Annotated in this window: 21 protein-coding genes; 17 read left to right on the plus strand and 4 right to left on the minus strand. The window is 53.2% G+C overall.

The window, feature by feature from the left end:
- The 8 genes from PUT07_RS13555 to PUT07_RS13590 all read left to right on the plus strand — a co-directional run bounded on the left by PUT07_RS13555 (position 1) and on the right by PUT07_RS13590 (position 8,695).
- Positions 1-873, plus strand: a complete 873-nt coding sequence (locus PUT07_RS13555) for a GNAT family N-acetyltransferase (protein ID WP_274468624.1) — start codon at positions 1-3, stop codon at positions 871-873.
- A gap of 93 nt (positions 874-966) precedes the next feature.
- Positions 967-1,314, plus strand: a complete 348-nt coding sequence (locus tag PUT07_RS13560) for a hypothetical protein (protein WP_274468626.1) — start codon at positions 967-969, stop codon at positions 1,312-1,314.
- A gap of 1,072 nt (positions 1,315-2,386) precedes the next feature.
- Positions 2,387-2,764 (plus strand): hypothetical protein, encoded by a 378-nt coding sequence (locus PUT07_RS13565; protein WP_274468628.1) that lies wholly within the window; start codon positions 2,387-2,389, stop codon positions 2,762-2,764.
- Positions 2,765-3,027: 263 nt separating this feature from the next.
- Complete coding sequence (locus PUT07_RS13570; protein WP_274468629.1) at positions 3,028-4,074, plus strand: LacI family DNA-binding transcriptional regulator; 1,047 nt, start codon at positions 3,028-3,030, stop codon at positions 4,072-4,074.
- Between the two features lie 154 nt (positions 4,075-4,228).
- Positions 4,229-5,542, plus strand: coding sequence for an ABC transporter substrate-binding protein (locus PUT07_RS13575; protein WP_274468630.1), 1,314 nt, complete (start codon positions 4,229-4,231; stop codon positions 5,540-5,542).
- Between the two features lie 83 nt (positions 5,543-5,625).
- Positions 5,626-6,510, plus strand: a complete 885-nt coding sequence (locus PUT07_RS13580; RefSeq protein ID WP_274468631.1) for a carbohydrate ABC transporter permease — start codon at positions 5,626-5,628, stop codon at positions 6,508-6,510.
- Between the two features lie 12 nt (positions 6,511-6,522).
- Positions 6,523-7,362 (plus strand): carbohydrate ABC transporter permease, encoded by an 840-nt coding sequence (locus PUT07_RS13585; protein ID WP_274468632.1) that lies wholly within the window; start codon positions 6,523-6,525, stop codon positions 7,360-7,362.
- A 70-nt stretch (positions 7,363-7,432) separates the two neighbouring features.
- Entirely contained in the window at positions 7,433-8,695 is a 1,263-nt protein-coding gene (locus tag PUT07_RS13590) for a Gfo/Idh/MocA family protein (RefSeq protein ID WP_274468633.1), read from the plus strand.
- 46 nt (positions 8,696-8,741) lie between these two features.
- On the opposite strand, the gene PUT07_RS13595 is transcribed toward PUT07_RS13590, so the two are convergent.
- Positions 8,742-9,302 carry a helix-turn-helix domain-containing protein gene (locus PUT07_RS13595; protein ID WP_274468634.1) on the minus strand — a complete coding sequence of 187 codons (561 nt, stop codon included), beginning with the start codon at positions 9,300-9,302 and terminating at the stop codon, positions 8,742-8,744.
- 141 nt (positions 9,303-9,443) lie between these two features.
- Between PUT07_RS13595 and tdh the strand changes: the two genes are divergently transcribed.
- The 4 genes from tdh to PUT07_RS13615 all read left to right on the plus strand — a co-directional run bounded on the left by tdh (position 9,444) and on the right by PUT07_RS13615 (position 13,608).
- Entirely contained in the window at positions 9,444-10,484 is a 1,041-nt protein-coding gene (gene tdh / locus PUT07_RS13600; RefSeq protein WP_274468635.1) for an L-threonine 3-dehydrogenase, read from the plus strand.
- A gap of 20 nt (positions 10,485-10,504) precedes the next feature.
- The gene (locus PUT07_RS13605) at positions 10,505-11,683 is read left to right on the plus strand and encodes a glycine C-acetyltransferase (protein ID WP_274468636.1); all 1,179 of its coding nucleotides are present in this window, start codon (positions 10,505-10,507) and stop codon (positions 11,681-11,683) included.
- Positions 11,684-11,806: 123 nt separating this feature from the next.
- On the plus strand, positions 11,807-12,376 hold the full coding sequence (locus PUT07_RS13610; RefSeq protein WP_274468637.1) for an Hcp family type VI secretion system effector: 570 nt from the start codon (positions 11,807-11,809) through the stop codon (positions 12,374-12,376).
- 146 nt (positions 12,377-12,522) lie between these two features.
- The gene (locus tag PUT07_RS13615) at positions 12,523-13,608 is read left to right on the plus strand and encodes a PQQ-dependent sugar dehydrogenase (RefSeq protein ID WP_274468639.1); all 1,086 of its coding nucleotides are present in this window, start codon (positions 12,523-12,525) and stop codon (positions 13,606-13,608) included.
- 70 nt (positions 13,609-13,678) lie between these two features.
- Here PUT07_RS13615 and fabF read toward each other — a convergent pair whose 3' ends face one another.
- Positions 13,679-14,917 carry a beta-ketoacyl-ACP synthase II gene (fabF, locus tag PUT07_RS13620; protein WP_274468640.1) on the minus strand — a complete coding sequence of 413 codons (1,239 nt, stop codon included), beginning with the start codon at positions 14,915-14,917 and terminating at the stop codon, positions 13,679-13,681.
- Between the two features lie 142 nt (positions 14,918-15,059).
- Here fabF and PUT07_RS13625 point away from each other — a divergent pair, with 142 nt between their 5' ends.
- A complete protein-coding gene (locus PUT07_RS13625; protein ID WP_274468641.1) occupies positions 15,060-15,896 on the plus strand; it encodes a helix-turn-helix transcriptional regulator in 837 nt (278 codons plus the stop codon).
- An 818-nt stretch (positions 15,897-16,714) separates the two neighbouring features.
- Here PUT07_RS13625 and PUT07_RS13630 read toward each other — a convergent pair.
- Together PUT07_RS13630 and PUT07_RS13635 are read right to left on the minus strand one after the other, a co-directional pair.
- Positions 16,715-16,888, minus strand: coding sequence for a hypothetical protein (locus PUT07_RS13630; RefSeq protein ID WP_274468642.1), 174 nt, complete (start codon positions 16,886-16,888; stop codon positions 16,715-16,717).
- 94 nt (positions 16,889-16,982) lie between these two features.
- A complete protein-coding gene (locus tag PUT07_RS13635) occupies positions 16,983-17,147 on the minus strand; it encodes a hypothetical protein (protein ID WP_274468643.1) in 165 nt (54 codons plus the stop codon).
- Between the two features lie 178 nt (positions 17,148-17,325).
- Here PUT07_RS13635 and PUT07_RS13640 point away from each other — a divergent pair, with 178 nt between their 5' ends.
- The 4 genes from PUT07_RS13640 to PUT07_RS13655 all read left to right on the plus strand — a co-directional run bounded on the left by PUT07_RS13640 (position 17,326) and on the right by PUT07_RS13655 (position 19,846).
- Positions 17,326-17,526: a hypothetical protein gene (locus PUT07_RS13640; RefSeq protein WP_274468645.1), complete on the plus strand. Its 201-nt coding sequence runs from the start codon at positions 17,326-17,328 to the stop codon at positions 17,524-17,526.
- Positions 17,527-17,826: 300 nt separating this feature from the next.
- Positions 17,827-18,201: a ribosomal maturation YjgA family protein gene (locus PUT07_RS13645; protein ID WP_274468646.1), complete on the plus strand. Its 375-nt coding sequence runs from the start codon at positions 17,827-17,829 to the stop codon at positions 18,199-18,201.
- A 77-nt stretch (positions 18,202-18,278) separates the two neighbouring features.
- Positions 18,279-18,635: a GNAT family N-acetyltransferase gene (locus PUT07_RS13650; protein WP_379239790.1), complete on the plus strand. Its 357-nt coding sequence runs from the start codon at positions 18,279-18,281 to the stop codon at positions 18,633-18,635.
- 32 nt (positions 18,636-18,667) lie between these two features.
- Positions 18,668-19,846, plus strand: coding sequence for an alanyl-tRNA editing protein (locus PUT07_RS13655; RefSeq protein WP_274468648.1), 1,179 nt, complete (start codon positions 18,668-18,670; stop codon positions 19,844-19,846).
- The last annotated feature ends 25 nt before the right edge of the window (positions 19,847-19,871 follow it).

The following is a 19,871-nucleotide window of genomic DNA, read 5'->3' on the forward strand; positions in this document are numbered from 1 at the left end:
GTGATTTTCAAAAAGATGAGCGAGCTGTCGGTGAACGAGGCAGTTGCGCTTTGGAATCTGGGGTTCGAGGGATATTTCATCAACAGTACGTTGAATGTGGACAGGTTTCTGGCAAGAGCAGTTGCTGAAGGGCTCTCTATGGAGCTTTCGCTGGCCATGTATGACACGTTTGGGGACCCAGTCGGGTTGGTCATGAACGGATTTCGGACGATCGACGGCCGGAAAATCGCTTGGAATGGCGGTACGGGAATTGCCCCGGCCTTCAGGGGAAAAGGCTACGGGCAGCAGCTGATGGAGCGAAACTTAGAGCTGTATCGTGAACAAGGCGCAGCTGCAGCTCTTTTGGAGGCGCTGATCCAGAACGATGCTGCCATTCGGCTGTACCAAAAAGTCGGCTACGAAATCACTGAGCGGCTGCTCGGACTTCAACATGAGGGTACACTTCATGCGGACATCCTGGGAACGAACCGTACGTATGACGTAAAGCGAGGGCGCCCGGTCGAAGTGAAGGAGCTTCCTTTCTACAGGCCGATGTCTGCTTGGCAGACCCAATGGACCAGCCTGAGAGACGGCGAAAGCATCATAGTTACCGATGGAGACGCGGTGGTCGGATATGCGCTATGCAAACGTGTGTATGCAGAGGACAGCAGCTTAGCGACAATCGTCCTTTACCAGTGCGAAGCATCGCCGGGTCGCGGGGATGAGCGCGAAATTATGCGGGCTGCGCTGCGGGAAGTTTTTGAACCAGGAGGTCCATCCTGCAAGCGGTTGACGTTGAACCTCAGGCATTCAAATCAGGAGCTTGCCGAATTGTTAACAGCCATGGGTTTCACGTCATATGTCACGCAGGTGCACATGCTGCGGCAAATGTGAGGACGTATGCACTTGTACCGGTGTGTTAGTTTATGGCGGGTGTGCATATGAATCGTTATGGAGTGCAAAAAACGATTCATGGAGGGGTACCCGATGTCTTTTTTTGACAAAGTAAAGCAGGGAGCGTCCGATGCCGCCAAGAAAGCCCAGCAAACCGTCGAAATTACCAAACTGAAGGCGCAAATTTCATCAAAAGAAAAAGAAATTGAGAAATTTTACGGCCTCATCGGCGAATCCGTTTATTCCGCTTATATGACCGGCGATACGGCCCGTTACGGAGAAATTGTAGAGAGATTAAGCCACGGCATCGCCATGGTCAAACAGGAGATCGTGCAGCTCGAACAGAAATTGATCGAGCTGCGCAATGAAAAAGAATGCGTCTGCGGCAAAGTGGTTGCGGCTGACACGAAATTTTGCTCGACCTGCGGCCATCAGTTTTGATGGGATAGCAGGGTGCTATCAATTGATGGTAGCCTACTATAACCTACAGAATCAGCAGTATCCACGCTAGATACAAAATCCACACTAACTGTCCTCAGCCACTTTATGTCCACTATCCCGTTGGTTCAGGTGACCTGGTAGCGAGCTCAGTTGCGCTATGTCCACTATCCCTTGGCTCAGGTGCCGAGGTATCAAGCTCGGCTCCGCTGTGTCCACTATCCCGTTGTTTCAGGTGACCTGGTAGCGAGCTCAGTTGCGCTATGTCCACTATCCCGTTGGCTCAGGTGACGAGGTTCGAGCTCGACTGCGCTGTGTCCACTATCCCATTGGTTCAGGTTACGAGGTTCGAGCTCGACTGCGCTGTGTCCACTATCCCGTTGGCTCAGGTGCCGAGGTATCGAGTTCAGCTGCGCTATGTCCACAATCTCGTTGGCTCAGGTGCCGAAGTTCGATGTCCATTTAGGTGACCGGGTATCGAGCTCGACTGTGCTTTGACCACTATCCCCTTAGCTCAGGAGTACTGAGCCAAGGGGATAGTGGCAGTAGGCAGCACTGACTCGGGGGCGACCTGAGCGAAAGGGATAGTGGCTATAGGCAGCACTGACTCGGGGGCGACCTGAGCGAAAGGGATAGTGGCTATAGGAAGCACTAACTCGAGGCGACCTGAGCGAAAGGGATAGTGGCTATAGGAAGCACTAACTCGAGGCGACCTGAGCGAAAGGGATAGTGGTTGAAGGAAGCACTGACTATGAGGCGACCTGAGCGAAAGGGATAGTGGCTATAGGAAGCACTAACTTGAGGCGACCTGAGCGAAGGGGGTGGCTGAAGGAAACACTGACTCGAGGTGACCTGAGCGAAAGGGAGGGGGGTTAGAATCGTAATCGCGAGTCGAAATGGGAATGGAGTATGAGATTGAAGGGTGAGTTAGAAGGATGAGTTAGTAGTGTGTGATGCACGGCGGAAGCAGGGATACTCCAGAAAACGTGGAATTGTACAAAAGGTGTCAATCAAAGAACCTGAGGTAGGAGAGACGAGAGTGAGCGATACGATCATGTATGTTTGAGGAGCTGCAATGAATACCGAAAACCAACGATTATTCAAAAAACCGATATTCACAGCGGTAACAGGCTGGGCTGTTCTAGCTTGCTCAACTGCTTTTATTTATGGTATACGCTTGTTGATGCCAAGTTTTACGCTGTTGCTGGTTGCCAGCGTTTTTATGCTCGTCATATTCCTTCTTATTTGGACAACGGTATCTTTGTTTGGGCTTCTGCAATGTTTGGTTGACTTCAAGCACTTTCGCAGGATCAAGTCCAAGCTTGCGTTAGCAGAACAAGGAATACGCATCCTGCTCTGCGCAGCAGGCGCATTATTGAATATTTTGCTGGTAATATGCAACAGCATAATTATTTACCGGATATACCGGCTGTGGCAGCAGTTTTTCCTCTGAAAGAGTGCGGTGCTATGCATGTCAGGTTTGTGCTCGGTGACAAATCTATAAAATTTCCCTGTAACAATATTGACACATTGTAAAGAGATGAACTAATATTTATTTAGGCTCAGGAAAACGTTTGGGCAAGGATTTGGGTTTAGATTTGGATCTTGGTTTGGATCTTGGTTTGGACCTTGGTTTGGATCTTGGTTTGGATCTTGGTTTGGATTTGGCTTAGAGTTGTTTTGGATTTTGGTTTTGGACAAAAGGAGCTGTCACATTTGCCTACACTCAAAGATATCGCCGAGCTGGTCGGCGTTTCGATTTCAACAGCCTCGCGCGTTGTCAGAAATGATACGAGCAGGCATATCAATCCTGAAACAAGAGCCAAAGTTTGGGAAGCCGTTCGACAGCTGGAATATACCCCTAACGAATCGGCGCGCCACCTCGTCAGCAAGGTGAAGGGGCAGAAGAAGCAGACGAAGCAAATCGGCTGTATTATTCAAACGGCTCGTTTGAATGACGATCATCCTTACTATTCGCCGATTATTACGGCTTTTACCAAAAAAATATTGGAATCCAGCTATTCCTTGGCTTTCATCCACACCTCTGACGAGCTTACGGATGATGCACTGCTGCACCGCTGTATTCATGAGATCGGCGTGGACGGCATTATCATGATCGGCGAGATCGGTCCATCTGTGCTCGAATATTTGCAGAAGGTAGAAGATCTCGCACTCATCGGTATTTGCACGAACGGTGCGGAGATTACGATGGTCGATTACGACAGGATACATGCGGCCAAAGCTGCCGTCGACCATTTGATTGCTCAAGGCCACCGCGCGATCGGCTTTGTCGGCGGTCCTGGGCACACCGGGCAGCTGGACAGCGAAGAACGGTTCCAGGGCTACAAATTCGCTATGTACGATGCGGGCATTCCCTTACACAAAGATTGGGTCATAGACACCCGCTGGGAAATCGACCGCAGCTACGAATACGTGAAAGAGCAGCTTGCGCGTACGGATGTAGAGCGTCCGACAGCGATCTTCTCAGCCAGCGACCAGTTGGCGATACCGGCCATGCGGGCAGTGATCGAGAGCAAACTGAGGATACCGGAAGATATCGCGTTCGTTTCCATGGATAATATTGATTTCGCCCAGTATACAACACCGCCGTTATCCTCGGTCCATGTGCCTAAAGTAGAGATTGGCATCACGGCCGCAACTACATTGCTCGACATGTTGAAAGGTGAGCAGCTGGTTCTGTCGAAGGTACTGCTGCCGCATAAATTAATTGTGAGACAGTCGTCAACGTTTCGAAGATCATAATTTTTTTTGGATCTCAGGATAACGTTATCCTGGGTTTGTGCCCAAATTAATTCGATTGAAGGGGGTGAGTTGCGCTTTACGGCCAATCCGGATTGTAACCGTTTTCTCGTTTAGATGAGTTCTTTCACTAAAAAATTAAAAGGGTGATTACACAATGGTTAAGAATGCGAAAAAAATGGTTTGCTTATCAATGCTGATGTCTTCCATGGTTGTCGTGAGTGCTTGCGGGAGCACAGCTTCAACGGACCCAGTCTCTTCTGGGGCACCCGGGGCGGATGCGAAAGCGACGGCTGCTGCAAGTGGGGAGAAGGTTACGATCACGTATGGCGGTTGGGGATTGGATACGATGACCGAAGTCATCAAAGCTTTCCAAGCCAGTCATCCGAATATTGAAGTGAAAGCGGAGAACACACCGTACAAGCAATATTTCACCAAACTGGAGACAGCCGCTCAAGGCGGAACGATGCCGGACGTGCTCTGGATGAACGGGCCTAACTTCATCAAATATGCTGAGAACGGCATGCTGAAGGATTTGACCGACAATATAAAGAAGGATCAAGTCGATTTGAAAAATTTCCCGGCATCCCTCGTATCGCTCTATAGTCTTGGCGGCAAGAACTATGGCATTCCCAAAGATTACGACACGATCGGCTTATGGTACAACAAGAAACTGTTCGATGAGAAAGGTGTCTCTTACCCGGATAACACATGGGATTGGGCGAAGCTGACGGAAGCGGCCAAGAAGCTGACGGACCCCGGCAAAGGCGTATATGGCTTCGCCGCACCGCTCGCCAACCAAGAGTATTTCTACAATACGATTCTTCAAGCCGGAGGCAGCATCATTTCTGACGACCATAAGAAATCAGGGTACGATTCGCCAGAATCCATCGAGGGCTTGAAGTTTTTGACGGATCTTATTCAAGTACATAAAGTGTCCCCGACGCTCGCCCAAATGACGGAGACGGCTCCAGCGGACCTGTTCACTTCAGGCAAGCTGGCGATGTATTTCGACGGTTCATGGGCAGCCTTCACGATTAATCAAAATGCGGAAATGAAAAACATAGCCGATGTTGCCCCGCTGCCGAAGGGTAAAAAGCAAGGCGTCGTCATTCACGGACTGGGTCATGTCATCTCGGCCAACTCCAAGCATCCGAAGGAAGCGTGGGAGTTCGTGAAATTCCTCGGCTCGAAGGAAGCGGCGGAAGTAGCGGCTAAACAAGGGGGAGCCATCCCGGCTTACAAAGGCAGCGAAGCTGCATGGCTTGCGGCATTCCCGCAATATAAGGCCAAAGTATTCATCGATATGACTGAGTATGCAACGCCGTATCCGGTATCCAAGAACACTTCCGTATGGACAACGTATGAGACGGAAATTTTGAAAAACGCATGGACCGGCGATAAACCGGTGGCAGACGCTGCCAAAGAGCTAGGCGCCAAAATGAATCAAGCCCTGGCGGCAGAGAAATAATCCGCCAAAGCGGAGGTTCGCACGGCAGCGACAAGCACCGTCGAACCTCCCGCCTTAAATCAACCATGGGAGCGTGCGTACTCATGCGATTCAGCTCAAAGCGCCTATCCGAGTGGATGTGGGCGTACATCATGATCACACCGTTAATGCTGGGTTTGCTTATTTTTTACATTTGGCCCGTGTTCCAGACGTTTTATTTCTCATTTACGGATTGGGGCGCCTTTGGCAAGTATACGTGGTCGGGGATAGCGAATTACAAGAAGCTTTTCACGGATAAAGATTTGCTCTATGCCTTTCGCAATACGAGCATCTATATTATTACCGCCGTGCCCGTAGGCATTATTGTATCGATCGTCCTCGCCGTGCTGCTGAATCAGAAGGTGAGAGGCTTATCGGTTTATCGAACGTTGTATTTCCTACCGGTTGTCACGATGCCGGCTGCGATTGCGATGGTTTGGAAGTGGCTGTACAACTCCGATTTCGGATTGATCAATTATGTGCTCGGAAAGCTGTCCATTCCCGGTCCGCACTGGTTGACCGATCATCGTACGGCGCTGCTCTCCATCATTATCGTTGCAATCTGGTGCTCAATCGGCAGCCATATGATCATCTTCTTATCCGGCTTGCAGGGCATATCCGAGTCTTATTATGAAGCCGCATCGATCGATGGAGCGGGGGCTGTCACTAAGTTTGTCCGCATCACGCTGCCGCTTTTGACGCCGACCATCTTCTTCGTGTTGGTGACGTCACTGATCGGCGCATTCCAGGTGTTTGATTTCATTTATATGATGGTCGGCGATATTGTCATGGAATCCACCCAATCCGTCGTTTATTTGTATTACAAATACGGATTTCTTAAAAACAGCAAAGGGTACGCTTCCGCGATCGCTGTGCTGCTGTTCATCATCATTATGATCATTACGTATATTCAGATGAAAATTCAAAAGAAATGGGTCCACTACGACTAAGGAGGCGAGTGTATGAATACGAAACGGGTCAATCAGAAATCGCTTCAGAGCGGCGGAATCCATCTCATTCTCATATTGGGCGCGGTGCTCATGGTCACGCCTTTCCTCTGGATGTTCCTGACGTCGGTGAAAACGTTGGGCGAGTCGACGGCAATTCCGCCGGTGCTGCTGCCAAAAACGTTCCAATGGAGCAATTATTCCAAGGTTTTTGTGAATCTGCCGTTCTTTACATTCTACTGGAATACGTTCATTACAACTGTGGTAAAAGTGGCCGGCCAGCTGGTCATCTGTTCGTTGGCAGCCTATGCGTTCGCCAGAATCGCTTTTCCGGGGCGCAGCTTTTTCTTCATTCTGATGCTTTCCGTGCTGATGGTGCCGGGGCAAGTATTTCTCATTCCGCAATATATGATTATGAAAAATATGGGCTGGCTGAATTCGCTGACGGCTCTTATCGTACCCGGGTTATTCAGCGCTTTCGGTACGTTCCTGCTGCGTCAGTTTTTCATGACGCTGCCCGGCGAGCTGGAAGAAGCGGCGAAGCTTGACGGCTGCAACCAATTCCGCATCTACTGGCAAATTATGCTGCCGCTCGCCAAATCCGGGATGATCGCCCTCGCCATTTTCACCATGCTATGGTCGTGGAACGATCTCATGTGGCCGCTTATCGTCAATTCGTCACCGGATAAAATGGTGCTGTCCGCAGGAATCGCTTTCCTGGAAGGCGAACATAAAACGAATTACACCATTATTATGGCGGGCTCGATGATGGCGATTCTGCCTATGATCGTCATTTTCTTCGTGTTCCAGCGTTCTTTCATTCAAGGGATCGCATTCACAGGAAGCAAATCCTAAAGCTCATCATAAGATAACTTATAGGTATAGGTTCAAAATTACATACAATGTTACAGGAGATGAACTCATCATGGATAAAGTTACGGCAATCCTGCTAGGGGCGGGAGATCGAGGAGCGCACGCGTATGCGCCTTATGCAATAAACTATCCGCACGAACTGCAATTCGTGGCGGTCGCCGAGCCGCATGCGGAGCGTCGCGCCGCTTTTGCCGCAGCACACGGGATTGCGCCAGAAAATTCGCAGGAGAATTGGGAAGCGCTGCTGGCACAGCCGAAGCTGGCGGATATCGCCATCATTTGTACGCAGGATCAGATGCATTATCAGCCAACGTTGAAAGCGCTTGAGCTTGGGTACCACGTTCTGCTCGAGAAGCCGATGTCGCCAAGTCCAGCCGAATGCGTGGAGATGGAGCTCATGGCCAAAAAGCATAACAGGCTGCTGACAATCTGCCACGTGCTGCGGTATACCACGTTCTGGACGGCCATGAAGCGCGCGATCGACGAAGGCAAAATCGGCCAGATCGTGAACATTCAACTGAACGAGAATGTCGGTAATATGCATATGGCGCACAGCTTCGTTCGCGGCAATTGGAACAACGCCGACAAGTCGTCACCGATGATATTGGCCAAATCGTGCCACGACATGGACATTCTTTCCTATATCATGGGCGGGCCCGCCCAGCGTGTCAGTTCTTTCGGGTCGCTTATGCATTTCAACGAGGCCAACGCGCCGGAAGGCGCGCCGGCACGCTGCTTGGAGGGCTGTCCGGCTGAGACCTCGTGCCAATATTACGCCCCCAAATATTATTTGGGCGCAGGCCGCCGCTGGGCGCGTAAATTTACGACGGATACGAGCAATGAAGGCATCATTGAAGCGCTACGCACAACGCCTTATGGCAAATGCGTATACCGGAGCGATAATAACGTCGTTGACCATCAGGTGGTCAATATGGAGTTCGCCGGCGGAGCGACCGCCATGTTCAGCATGTGCGGGTTCACGCGTGACAACACGCGGATTCTCCAAATCATGGGGACGAAAGGCGACATTCGCGGCAATATGGAGGAGAACGAGTTCACCGTTCATGATTTCGTGACGAATGAGAAGACGACCATCCATGTTCACGCATCCGAAGAGGGGCACGGCGGAGGCGATGCAGGCATCGTGCGCAGCTTCTTGCGCGAAGTGAGAACGTATGCAGGGGGCGAAAGCTCGTCGTCGGCCTCCGTATCCGTGCGCAGCCATCTCATGTCGTTCGCAGCGGAGGAATCCCGTTTGAACGGCGGCAAGCCTATTGCGATCGAGGAATTCTACAACCGGTTGGTTCAGGTCTAATAGAAGAAACGCAAGCCGCCGGCGGGAGCCGGCAGCTTGCGTTTTTTTACACGGAGGGATAATAGATGATCGTCTTATAGACAGCTCTGCGGTCCGTGAGATTCGTATACGTATGCGGTCTGTCAGCGGAGAAATGGATGCCGTCGCCGGCATACAGCGTGTAGCTCTCTTGTCCGATCGTGATTTGCAGCTTGCCTTCCACCATCAGAATGTATTCCTCAACGCCTTCGTTATGAGGCTCCGATGTATGGCTGCAATGCCGATCCATTTGGACGGTATAGATCTCAAAGTTTTTCTGCGGGTGGAAGGGAAACAGCGGATAGGCGCGATATTGGCCGTCTTCCTCTTCGAATGGGGATAAATCATCCGAACGGACAACGGTAATCTTCGGTTCATCGTCTTCGATTAAAGAGGTGAAGGAGATCTGCAGCCCGCTGACGATCTTCCAAAGCACGGAGATTGTCGGATTCGAGTCTCCCCGTTCGATCTGCCCCAGCATCGCTTTGCTGACGCCGGTCAACTCGGCTACCTGATCCAAGCTTAAGCCTCTTGTTTTGCGGATGTTCAGCAGCTTTCTGCCGACCATTTTGTGTATCGGTTCTTGCATCGGTGTGACTCCTTCTGAGTAAATTGGGTCCGTCAAATTCGCCTATTTACAATATAACATACATTCGTGTAATATGGTATATATAGACAGTAAAACGCACATATGTACAGTATATTGTATATTCACGTAGGAGGAATCATCATGTCCAGAATGATGGTAGGGTTGGTCAAAGAACACCGCGGACCCGGCGCCGTATTGAAAGAAGTTCCCGTGCCGGTGTGCGGCGACGACGAAGTGCTCGTTCGTATCAAGGCGAGTTCCATTTGCGGAACGGATCTGCATATTTACAAATGGGATGCTTGGGCGGACAAAACCGTCATTACGCCCAACGTGTTCGGCCATGAATTTGCCGGCATCGTCGTCGAGATCGGTGACCGGGTTCGCGGTGTGAGAATCGGTGACCACGTCTCTGCCGAAGGGCATATGATCTGCGGGAATTGCAAAGCGTGCCGAACCGGTAACGGGCATGTATGCCCGCATACCAAAAGCTTCGGCATTACGGCGCCGGGCTGCTTCGCCGAGTATGCCGTCGTCAAGGCGAGCAATATTATTCATAATTCGCCTGAATTGCCTTTCGAAATAGCCTGCTTGCAGGATCCGCTCGGCAACGCGGTACAAACCGTGCTATCGGGAGATATCGTCGGGAAGACGGTTGCGATCATTGGGGTAGGTCCCATCGGACTGCTGGCCATCAAAGTGGCGAAAGCGTGCGGTGCAGGCGCAATCTATGCTGTGGACATTAACCAGAACCGGCTGAATATGGCCTCGCAGATGGGGGCGGATGTCACGATCAATGCGATGGAAACGCGTACATCCGAGGAGCTGCGCAAGCTGACGGAAGGCGAAGGCGTGGAGGTCGTCCTTGAAATGTCGGGCAATCCGCTTGCGATTGCGGATGCATTCGAGGCTGCGGCCAATGCGGGCCGTGTATCGCTCCTGGGCATTCCGACGAAGGAAGTCAGTCTGGATGTAACGAACCAGATTATTTTCAAGGGACTTAAGGTCGAAGGCATCACCGGGCGCAAAATGTACCAGACCTGGTACCAGATGAAAGGGCTGCTGAACCAGCATCGCGTGGATTTGGCGTCGGTAATCACCCATACCTTCACGCTGGACCAATATGAGGAAGCCTTCCGTTTAATGCATGAGGGCCAATGCGGTAAAATTGTTTTTACTCATTAATATAACTTGGGAGGTTCGTCATGCATTATTTGAACGATTTGGCGGCAGATATCGAGGGCTGGAAGCGGGACGGCCGGTACCGTACGATCAAAGTATGGGAGAGCGGCTCCGGCACCTGGATGAATTTGAACGGGCGGCGTATTCTCCAAATGTCCTCCAACAACTATTTGGGGCTGACCGATCATCCCCGGTTGAAGCAGGCGGCAATCGCCGCCATCGAGAAATACGGCGTCGGCAGCGGTTCGGTGCGGACGATTACGGGGACGCTGGATATTCACGAACAGCTGGAGCTGGAGCTCGCAGCCTTCAAAGGCACGGAAGCGGCACTCGTCTTCCAGTCCGGCTTCACGACGAACCAGGGCGCATTGTCTGCGATTCTTGGCGCGGATGACGTCGTGATCTCCGACGAGCTGAACCATGCAAGCATCATCGACGGCATTCGCCTGACGAAGGCGGCGCGCCGGATCTTCGCGCATAAGGATATGAATCAGCTTGAAGCCGTGCTGAAAGATACACAAAATCATCGCAAACGGGTCATCGTAACCGACGGCGTGTTCTCCATGGACGGGGACATTGCGCCGCTTCCGGACATTGTGCAATTGGCGGAAGCTTATGACGCCATCGTGTATGTGGACGATGCGCACGCCAGCGGTGTGCTGGGCAAGAACGGCAAAGGCTCGACCGACCATTTCGGCCTGCACGGACGCGTCCATATTCAGATCGGCACGCTGTCCAAAGCGATCGGCGCCGTAGGCGGCTATGTCGCCGGAGCCCAGCTGCTGAAAGAGCATTTGATCCACTCCGCGCGGCCGTTCCTCTTCAGCACGTCGCAGCCGCCGGCCGTTGCAGCTACATGCTTAGCTGCGATTCAGGTGCTGCGCGAGAGTTCGGATCTGGTCGCCAAGTTGTGGCATAATGCGAACGGCTTCCGGAGCTCGCTGCAGCGCCTGGGCTTCGATACCGGCGCCAGCGAAACGCCGATCATCCCGATCATCGTAGGGGACCCCGCACGAACGATGCGTTTCTCTGACCGCCTGCTCGAGGAGGGGATCTTCGCGCAAGGCATCGTTTATCCGACCGTCGCGATGGACAAAGGCCGCGTTCGGCTGATTGTGACGGCGCAGCATACGGAAGCGGATCTTGCCGTTGCCCTTGGAAGCTTGGAGAAGGTCGGCCGGGAATTCGGCTTGATCTCATAATGAGAAGAAGGAGTGCCGTGGCGAACACGGCACTTTCTTTTTGCCCGATATGCATAAAAGAGCATTACTTCCAATATAGTGAGATGATGGATACATATCGTAACACGAATGAGGAGTGATCGTTTGAACAAGGTCCGTTATCGAAAGTACACGTATGTTGTTGTACTGCTAATCTTGTTGGTTATGGCCTTCGGCGCATGGCCTGCAGCGGCAGCCGAAAGCCAAGAGTACGATGTGTATTTGAAGCTGGATGGCATTGAAGGCGAATCTCAAGCCAGAGGGTTTGAAAAGTGGATTGAAGTTCAGTCCTTCTCCTTCGATGTCCACAATACGGCAGCGGGCGCCAGCACTAGCGGAGCCGGATCATCGGCAGGCAAAGCCGTGCCCAGCACCATTTTGCTGAACAAAAATTTTGACGCCTCGTCCATTCCGTTGTTTCTGAACACCGTCACGGCCAAATCGCTAGAGAAAGGCCAAATTGTTTTCGTGCCTTCAGGCAGCGAGGACAGGAAGCCTGTCATTACGATCGATTTGGAAAAAGTGAATGTGAGCTCGTTCAGCATGTATGAGACGAATGAAACGATTGAGTTGAGCTATGGTTCTATCGCTATCAAATACAATATGGTTGGACCGACAGGCAAAGTAACGACAGTGACGGGCGGATGGGATTTTACGAAAAATGTGAAAAAATAACCGCAGAGAGCGCCAAATAAGGTCGATTTGACCTTGCGGGGGCTCTCTTTTTATCTTACATGGATGCAGCTGTACTTCCCTTTCCGGAGTCGTTATAATGGATTTTACTTATTGGATAAAATTAGGATGTGAGGGGGACAAGTGGGATGAAAGCCGGTCGTTTGGGAACGATCCTGATGGCTGCAGCCATCATGTGCTCAGCTTGTACACGCAGCAGCGATTCCGAGAACCAAGTGAAAACAGCGGACAGCAAGCCCGCCGCCGCTAGAGCCTACACGGTGCTTGCGGAGCACTTGAAAATTCCTTGGTCCATCCAGTTTGACGGGGATACGATTTATGTGAGCGAGCGGGAGGGCCATATTGTCCAAATAAGCGGCGATTCCGTCACCCGGCAAAAGGTGCAGCTCAAAAAGCCGGTCAAGCATCAAGGGGAAGGCGGATTCCTCGGTCTCCAATTGTCTCCTGATTTTGCGAAAACGAAACAGGCCTATGCTTATCATACCTATGAAGAAGGCGGCAAAGCCTATAATCGCGTCATCATGCTGCAGAAGAAAAACGGCGGTTGGGAAGAGGTCAAAGCGTATCTCGAAGGCATCCCGGGAGCCTACACCCATAATGGCGGGCGGATAGCCATTGGTCCTGATCAGATGCTGTATGTGACGACAGGCGATTCGGGCAACGACATGCTGGCGCAGGATATGAAAAGTACGGCGGGCAAAATATTGCGTATGACCTTGGATGGCAAAGTGCCTGCGGATAACCCGTTTCCCGGGTCCTACGTGTATACTTACGGCCATCGCAATCCGCAAGGCATCGTCTGGGACAAGCAGGGCCGGATGTATAACACGGAGCATGGTCCGTCGGGGGATCCGGGAGGGCATGATGAGGTTAACCTCATTGAAAAAGGGAAAAATTACGGGTGGCCGCTCATCATCGGCAGCGCGAAGAAAGAGAGCATGGTCAGCCCGTTGTACCATACCGGCAATACGGCGATCGCCCCTTCGGGCATGACGGTCGATGCCGATGGACAGCTGTTGTTCGCAACGCTGCGCGGGCAGAAGCTGTATAAGTATAACCCTGCAGCCAATCAATTGACGACCAAATTGGAGGGGGAAGGCAGGCTCCGGGATGTGAAGCTGCATAACGGCGATGTGTATGTAATCACGAACAATACCGACGGCCGAGGCAGTCCGGGCGCGAGCGATGACCGCTTATTGCTGCTTAAACCATAGGAAAAACCCTTACAGGCGAACTAATTGACAAGTTTGCCCGGTAAGGGTTTTTTGCTGTATCTGCGTTATGTTAAGCGCCGTATTTTTTGAAAACGAGGACGGCATTATGGCCGCCGAAGCCGAACGAGCTCGATAAGCCGTATTGCAGTTCGGCTGTGCGTGCGCGGTGAGGCACATAATCCAGATCGCACTGCGGATCGGCATGATCGAGATTGATCGTCGGCGGGATGATGCCGTCCTGCAGAGTCTTGATCAGCGCGACCGCTTCCACGCCGCCTGCTGCGCCCAGCATGTGCCCCAGCATCGATTTGTTTGCGCTGACGGGCACATCGTAGGCCCTGCGGCCAAGCAGCCGCTTGATGGCAAGCGTCTCGGACAGATCGCCGGCCGGCGTGCTTGTCGCATGGGCGTTGATCGTGTCCAGCTCCTCAGCCGCCACCCCGGCGTCCGCGAGCGCATCGCGCATGGCTCGGTAGGCGCCCAAGCCTTCCGGATCGGTCGCCACGATATGGTAGGCGTCCGAGGTTGAGCCATAGCCGACGAGCTCGGCATGGATCTTGGCGCCCCGGAGCTCGGCATGCTCGAGCGACTCCAGCACCAGCACGCCGGCGCCTTCGGCGGAGACGAAGCCGTCGCGCTGCGCATCGAACGGGCGGCTGGCTTGCTGCGGCGGACACTCGCGCGTCGACAGCGCCGTCGCATTGCCGAAGCCCGCCAGCGCGAGGTCGGTGACCGTCGCTTCGGCGCCTCCGGCAATGACGGCGTCTGCGCCTCCGCGCTGGATCAGCTTGAAGGCTTCGCCGATGGCGTTATTGCCTGTGGCGCAAGCGGTCACCGGCGCGAGCGAAGGCCCTTTGGCGCCATACAGGATGCTGACTTGCGCAGCGGCCATGTTCGCGATCATCATCGGCACGACGGTCGGACTGACGCGGCCGGGGCCGCGGGTCAGCAGCGTCCGGTAGTTGTCCAGCATCGTATGGATGCCGCCGATCCCGGAGCCGATGTAGACGCCGACTCGCTCTTCGTTGGCCGCGTTGATCTCGAGGCCGGCATCGTCGATCGCCTGTTTGGCTGCGGCAACGGCGAATTGGCAGTACCGGTCCATGCGCCGTACTTCCCGGCGCCCTACGGCGGCCTCGGCGTCGAAATCCCGAATGACGCCGGCAATGCCGGCTTTGTATCCGGAGACGTCCATGTGATCGATTGGGGTAATGCCGGAGGTGCCGCTTGTCAGCTTCTCCCAAAATACATCCACTTGATGACCGAGGGGAGTGATGACTCCCATTCCTGTAATCACAACACGTTTCATGCTATTTCCTCCTTATTTATATGTGCATGGGGATTAGTTTCTACTGTTATGCCATTAGAATGTCACAGTTGTTATCCTATTACAAGTTATAGTTTATACTGGTATAATAGCTTCTAGGATGCACTTATAGGGAGGTATGACCATGAATACGAAGGAACGGCTGCAGGAGCTGTCGGAGTTTCTGACCGCCCACCGGGCCCGGTTGAAGCCCGGCGATGCCGGGCTGCTGGGCGGGAGCCGGAGACGGACGCCGGGCTTGCGCCGGGAGGAAGTGGCGGCGATAGCCGGTGTGAGCACGACGTGGTATACCTGGCTGGAGCAGGGCAGGGAAATCAAAATGTCGGTTCAGGTGCTGGACCGGATCGCGCTTGCTTTGCAGTTGAATGAGGATGAGCGCCAATATTTGTTCATGCTGGCTCTTGAGCAGCCCGCGCCGACGGCGATTGTGGACGAGACGCCGACGGTGACGCCGGCGCTTCGCCGCATCGTGGACGAGCTGCGGGATTGCCCTGCGATTATCTCCGATCGCCGCTGTAATATCGTCGGATGGAATTCGGCGGCTGCGGCGATGTTTTTGGATTTTTCCGGAGTTCCGTTGGAGGAGAGGAATCTCATTTGGCTGCTTTTTACACGGAAGGAGCTGAAGGCTCTGGCGGTGAACTGGCGGGATTTCGCCAGGGGGTTTCTGGCGATGTTCCGATCTTATTACGGGCAATATGTGGGGGACAATTGGTACAGTGAGTTTATTGAACGGATCAGCGAGCGGAATCCGGAATTCCGGGCTTTCTGGAATCAGAGCGACGTTAGCCGCGCGCCTGAGGTGTTGATTGAATTCCGCCATGCGAAGGTCGGGAAGCTGCTCTTTGATTTGACGACGCTGCAGATTCAAGGGCAGACGGATTTGCGGTGCAGCGTGTATACGCCGTCGCCGGGATCGGATACCGCTGCCAAGGTGCGGCAGCTGATGAGCAGGATATAGCTCGGCAGCGTTGGCGGGAGGGCGGGGGGGGGGGGCGTTAGCTCCGCCTGCGGGTGCCGTGCGGTCGGTTTGGCTACCGGGCGCACAGCCATGCGCAGCGTCGCGCAGTCTATTGCGCGGCGCGGGGCCGGCTAACGGACACAGCGGACCTTATTGGCGGAATCCTGTCCGCCTCCGCATTCTAACGGACACCAGCGCCGCTATTTGCCCTTTTTGGTTCGATTTCGCCCCGAAATCCGGCAAATAGTGGCTATGGTGTCCGTTAGCTCCGCATTGCGGCGCTTTCCGCGCGATTAACGTCTCCTGTGTCCGTTAGCTCCGCCTGCGAGCGCCGCGCGGTGGGCTCGCCGATGCCGATCGGGCGCACAGCCCTACGCAGCCTCGCGCAGCCCATTGCGCGGCACGCCTCCGGCTAACGGACACAGCGGACCTTAATGGCGGAATCCGGTCCGCCTTCGCATTCTAACGGACACCAGCGCCGCTATTTGCCCTCATTTTCCCGATTTCGCCCCGAAATCCGGCAAATAGGGGCTGTGGTGTCCGTTAGCTCCGCATTGCGGCGCTTTCCGCGCAATTAGCGTCTCCTGTGTCCGTTAGCTCCGCCTGCGAGCGCCGCGCGGTGGGCTCGCCGATCGGGCGCACAGCCCTACGCAGCCTCGCGCAGCCTTTTTCGCGGCGCGGAGCCAGCTAACGGACACAGCGGACCTTATTGGCGGAATCCGGTCCGCCTTCGCATTCTAACGGACACCAGCGCCGCTATTTTCCCTCATTTGCCCGATTTCGCACAGAAATTCGGCAAATAGGCGCTGTGGTGTCCGTTAGCTCCGCATAGCGGCGATTTCCGCGCAATTAGCGTCTCCTGTGTCCGTTAGCTCCGCCTGCGGTGCAGCGCGGTGGGCTCGCCGATTGGGCGCGCAGCCCATTACCGCGGCACGCCCCCGGCTAACGTCCGCCCCCCAAGCGGCTGTCGCCTCCGCTTGGGAGCCACACATTGTGCGCAGGCGCTCCTTCGCACTGCGCCACCACCTCCCGGAGCAGGCGCACACGCAACAAAAAAAGAACGCTGCAAGAGCGTTCTTTTCATTTTCAAGAATGGGATAGCTTTTTATCTTCACGTTCGAGCGCTTTTTGCTGCTCTTTGGTGAATGTGCTGCGCAATTTCGCCAGGCCGGTATGTTCGTTGACGTAAATGATTCTTACGATGCCGTGAATGGATTTGAGCTGTTTGGTCCATTCTTTGGGGTCGAACATGGACATCAACTCCTTCATGTAAACGCTTCATTTGCTTAGTTCCATAGTATGTGCGGGGGACAAGTTTCATGCCTGACAAGCGCGTAATATCGCGAAGGTTTATTTTCCAGTATGAAAATCCCGCCAATGGGGCATAATGAATTAATGATAATTTAGAGCGGTGGGGGACATTGGGTTAATGGATACAATAAAGACGGAAGCATGCTCATATTGCGAGGATTCAGCTTCTTTTCGAATCGGGAATGCCGATTATGAATTGCATGCATGCGAGCTGCACGAAGATACGGCGTATTGCGAGTTCGATTTGGTGATCGGCGAATCGGCATGGCGGATCATCTCGCTGGCATCGCACGGCTTTCCTGAGCGAGCAAGCCTATGAACAGGAGGGATTCCCATTAATAATATATTTCATTTGAGTTATATCCTTTTTTTCAGCGCGCTGCTGTTGGCGGGCGGGATCGGTATCGCGTGGTTCGTGTTCCATCGGAGGAAAAGGAAAGCGCGCTAAGCTAGACTATAGCTATAACGGAAAGCTGCCCCGAAGGCGGCTTTTCACAGGATGAGGTCATCCAGAATTCTTCTGGTTGGCTTTTTTTGCATGCAGCTATGGCCGAGGGTGGCTAAAATGCTCAACTTCCCCTACAATAAAACGTATACGTTACATAGGGTGAGGTAGACGATGATAAGATACGGGGCAGCAGTGGTCATCGCGATGATGCTGGGGCTGGCTTCAAGAAGGTTCGCTTCCTATCTTCCGACTTTTTGGGCTGAACACACGGGGGATATGCTTTGGGCCAGCATGGTTTATTTCGGCATTCGGCTGATGATGAACAAACGGCAGAAGCTGGGCTTGGCTGCGGCGCTTACCTTGCTTTTCAGCTTCGGTATTGAGTTCAGTCAACTGAATCAGTCGGTGTGGATGACCGATCTGAGAAGTACCACTTTGGGTGCGTTGGTGCTGGGCAGAGGCTTTCTATGGATAGATCTCGTACGTTATGCTTTCGGAACAGCCATGGCGTATGGTGTGGACAAGCTCTGGCTGAGAGGGAAGTAACAACAATAGAGGGAGAGAAAGCAGTGGAAATTAGAACGGTTTCTCAAGAGCTGGCATGGCAGCTGCGTCATGAGGTGATGTGGCCGGACCGTGAGCTGGATTATGTGAAGCTTGCGGATGACGATAAGGGGATGCATTATGGGCTTTATGACGGGGAAGAGCTCCAGTCTGTCGTCTCTCTCTTCATCGAGGGCGGCGAGGCGCAGTTTCGCAAATTTGCGACAAAGAATGCGAGTCAAGGCCGTGGTTATGGAAGCCGGTTACTGAGTTATGTGCTTGAAGAGGCGGCGAAGGCCGGCGTGACGCGCATTTTCTGCAATGCCAGGAGCCATAAGGCCGCTTTCTATGAGAAGTTCGGCCTGAAAGCAACGGATCAACAATTCACCAAAGGCGGCAAGGACTATGTGGTGATGGAAAGATGGCTTCACCGCTGAAAGCCTGCCATAGAATAGAAAGGAAGCAAGCGATGACGAAGAAGATTTATTACGATTCCGCTTATATCCAAGAATGGGAAACGACGGTCAGCGAGGTGCTGCCAAGAGAGGATGGATGGTACCTCGTTCTGGAGGCCACGGCCTTTTATCCGCATGGTGGCGGCCAGCCTTGTGACCAAGGGGAGATCGGCGGAATTCCGGTGCTCGATGTCGTCAGCGAGGAGGAGAAGGTGCTGCATAAAGTAGCGAGCCTGCCGGATGGCAGTTCGGTTGCATGTAAGCTGGATTGGGCACGAAGATTGGATCATATGCAGCACCATAGCGGCCAGCATCTGTTATCAGCCGTCTGCCGCGAGATGTATCAAGCGGTGACGCTCAGTTTTCATCTTGGGACCGATTATGCAACCATCGATATCGAGCTGCCGGAACTGCGGCTTGATCAACTGGCAGCGCTCGAACGGGAAGTGAATGCGCAAATTTATCGGAATCGCAGGATGAGCAGTTATTTCGTATCCGAAGAGGAGCTGGCCAAGCTGCCGCTCGTCAAACAGCCGAAGGTAACAGAGCGCATTCGCATTGTGGAGATCCAAGGAATCGAATACAACGCTTGCGGCGGAACTCATGTTGCATCCACAGGGGAGATCGGCATGATCAAGCTGTTGAGATCCGAGAAGCAGAAGGGGAATACGCGAGTATACTTCAAATGCGGTTATCGGGCATTGGATGAGTTCAATGATTGCATGACAATTTTGGGCGCATTATCCGTTAAGTATAATACCGGCAAAGACGAAATTATGGATCGGATTGCGAAATGGGAGCAGGAGCATAAGCAGCTTCAAGCCGAACTCTCGGAGCTCAAAGAAAGAAACGACGCTTATGTGGCGCAGGAATTGTTGACGTTGTCCTCCGGGCATCCTTTTGTTGCTCATGTGTTTGCGGACAGGGTATTGAAAGATTTGCAAATGCTCGCAGCGAAGCTGGCGGAGGAGAGCAAGCTTCCCGTACTTTTGGCATCGCAATTGGACAACAAGGTCGTACTCGCGAACAGCGGCGGAACGCCTGTCGCCTGCGGAGCTTTTCTCAAAGCGAATTTGGGTGCATATGCCGGAAAAGGCGGAGGCAGTGATAAAATAGCTCAAGCCGGCTTCCAGAAATGGGAAGACGCTAGCGCTTTTTACGAGTTTGCCAGCGGATATTTGAAAGAGCAATAACAAAAAGGCAGAGGGCAGCAAGCCC

This window comes from Paenibacillus sp. MAHUQ-63, assembly GCF_028765165.1.
Taxonomy (GTDB): domain Bacteria; phylum Bacillota; class Bacilli; order Paenibacillales; family NBRC-103111; genus Paenibacillus_E.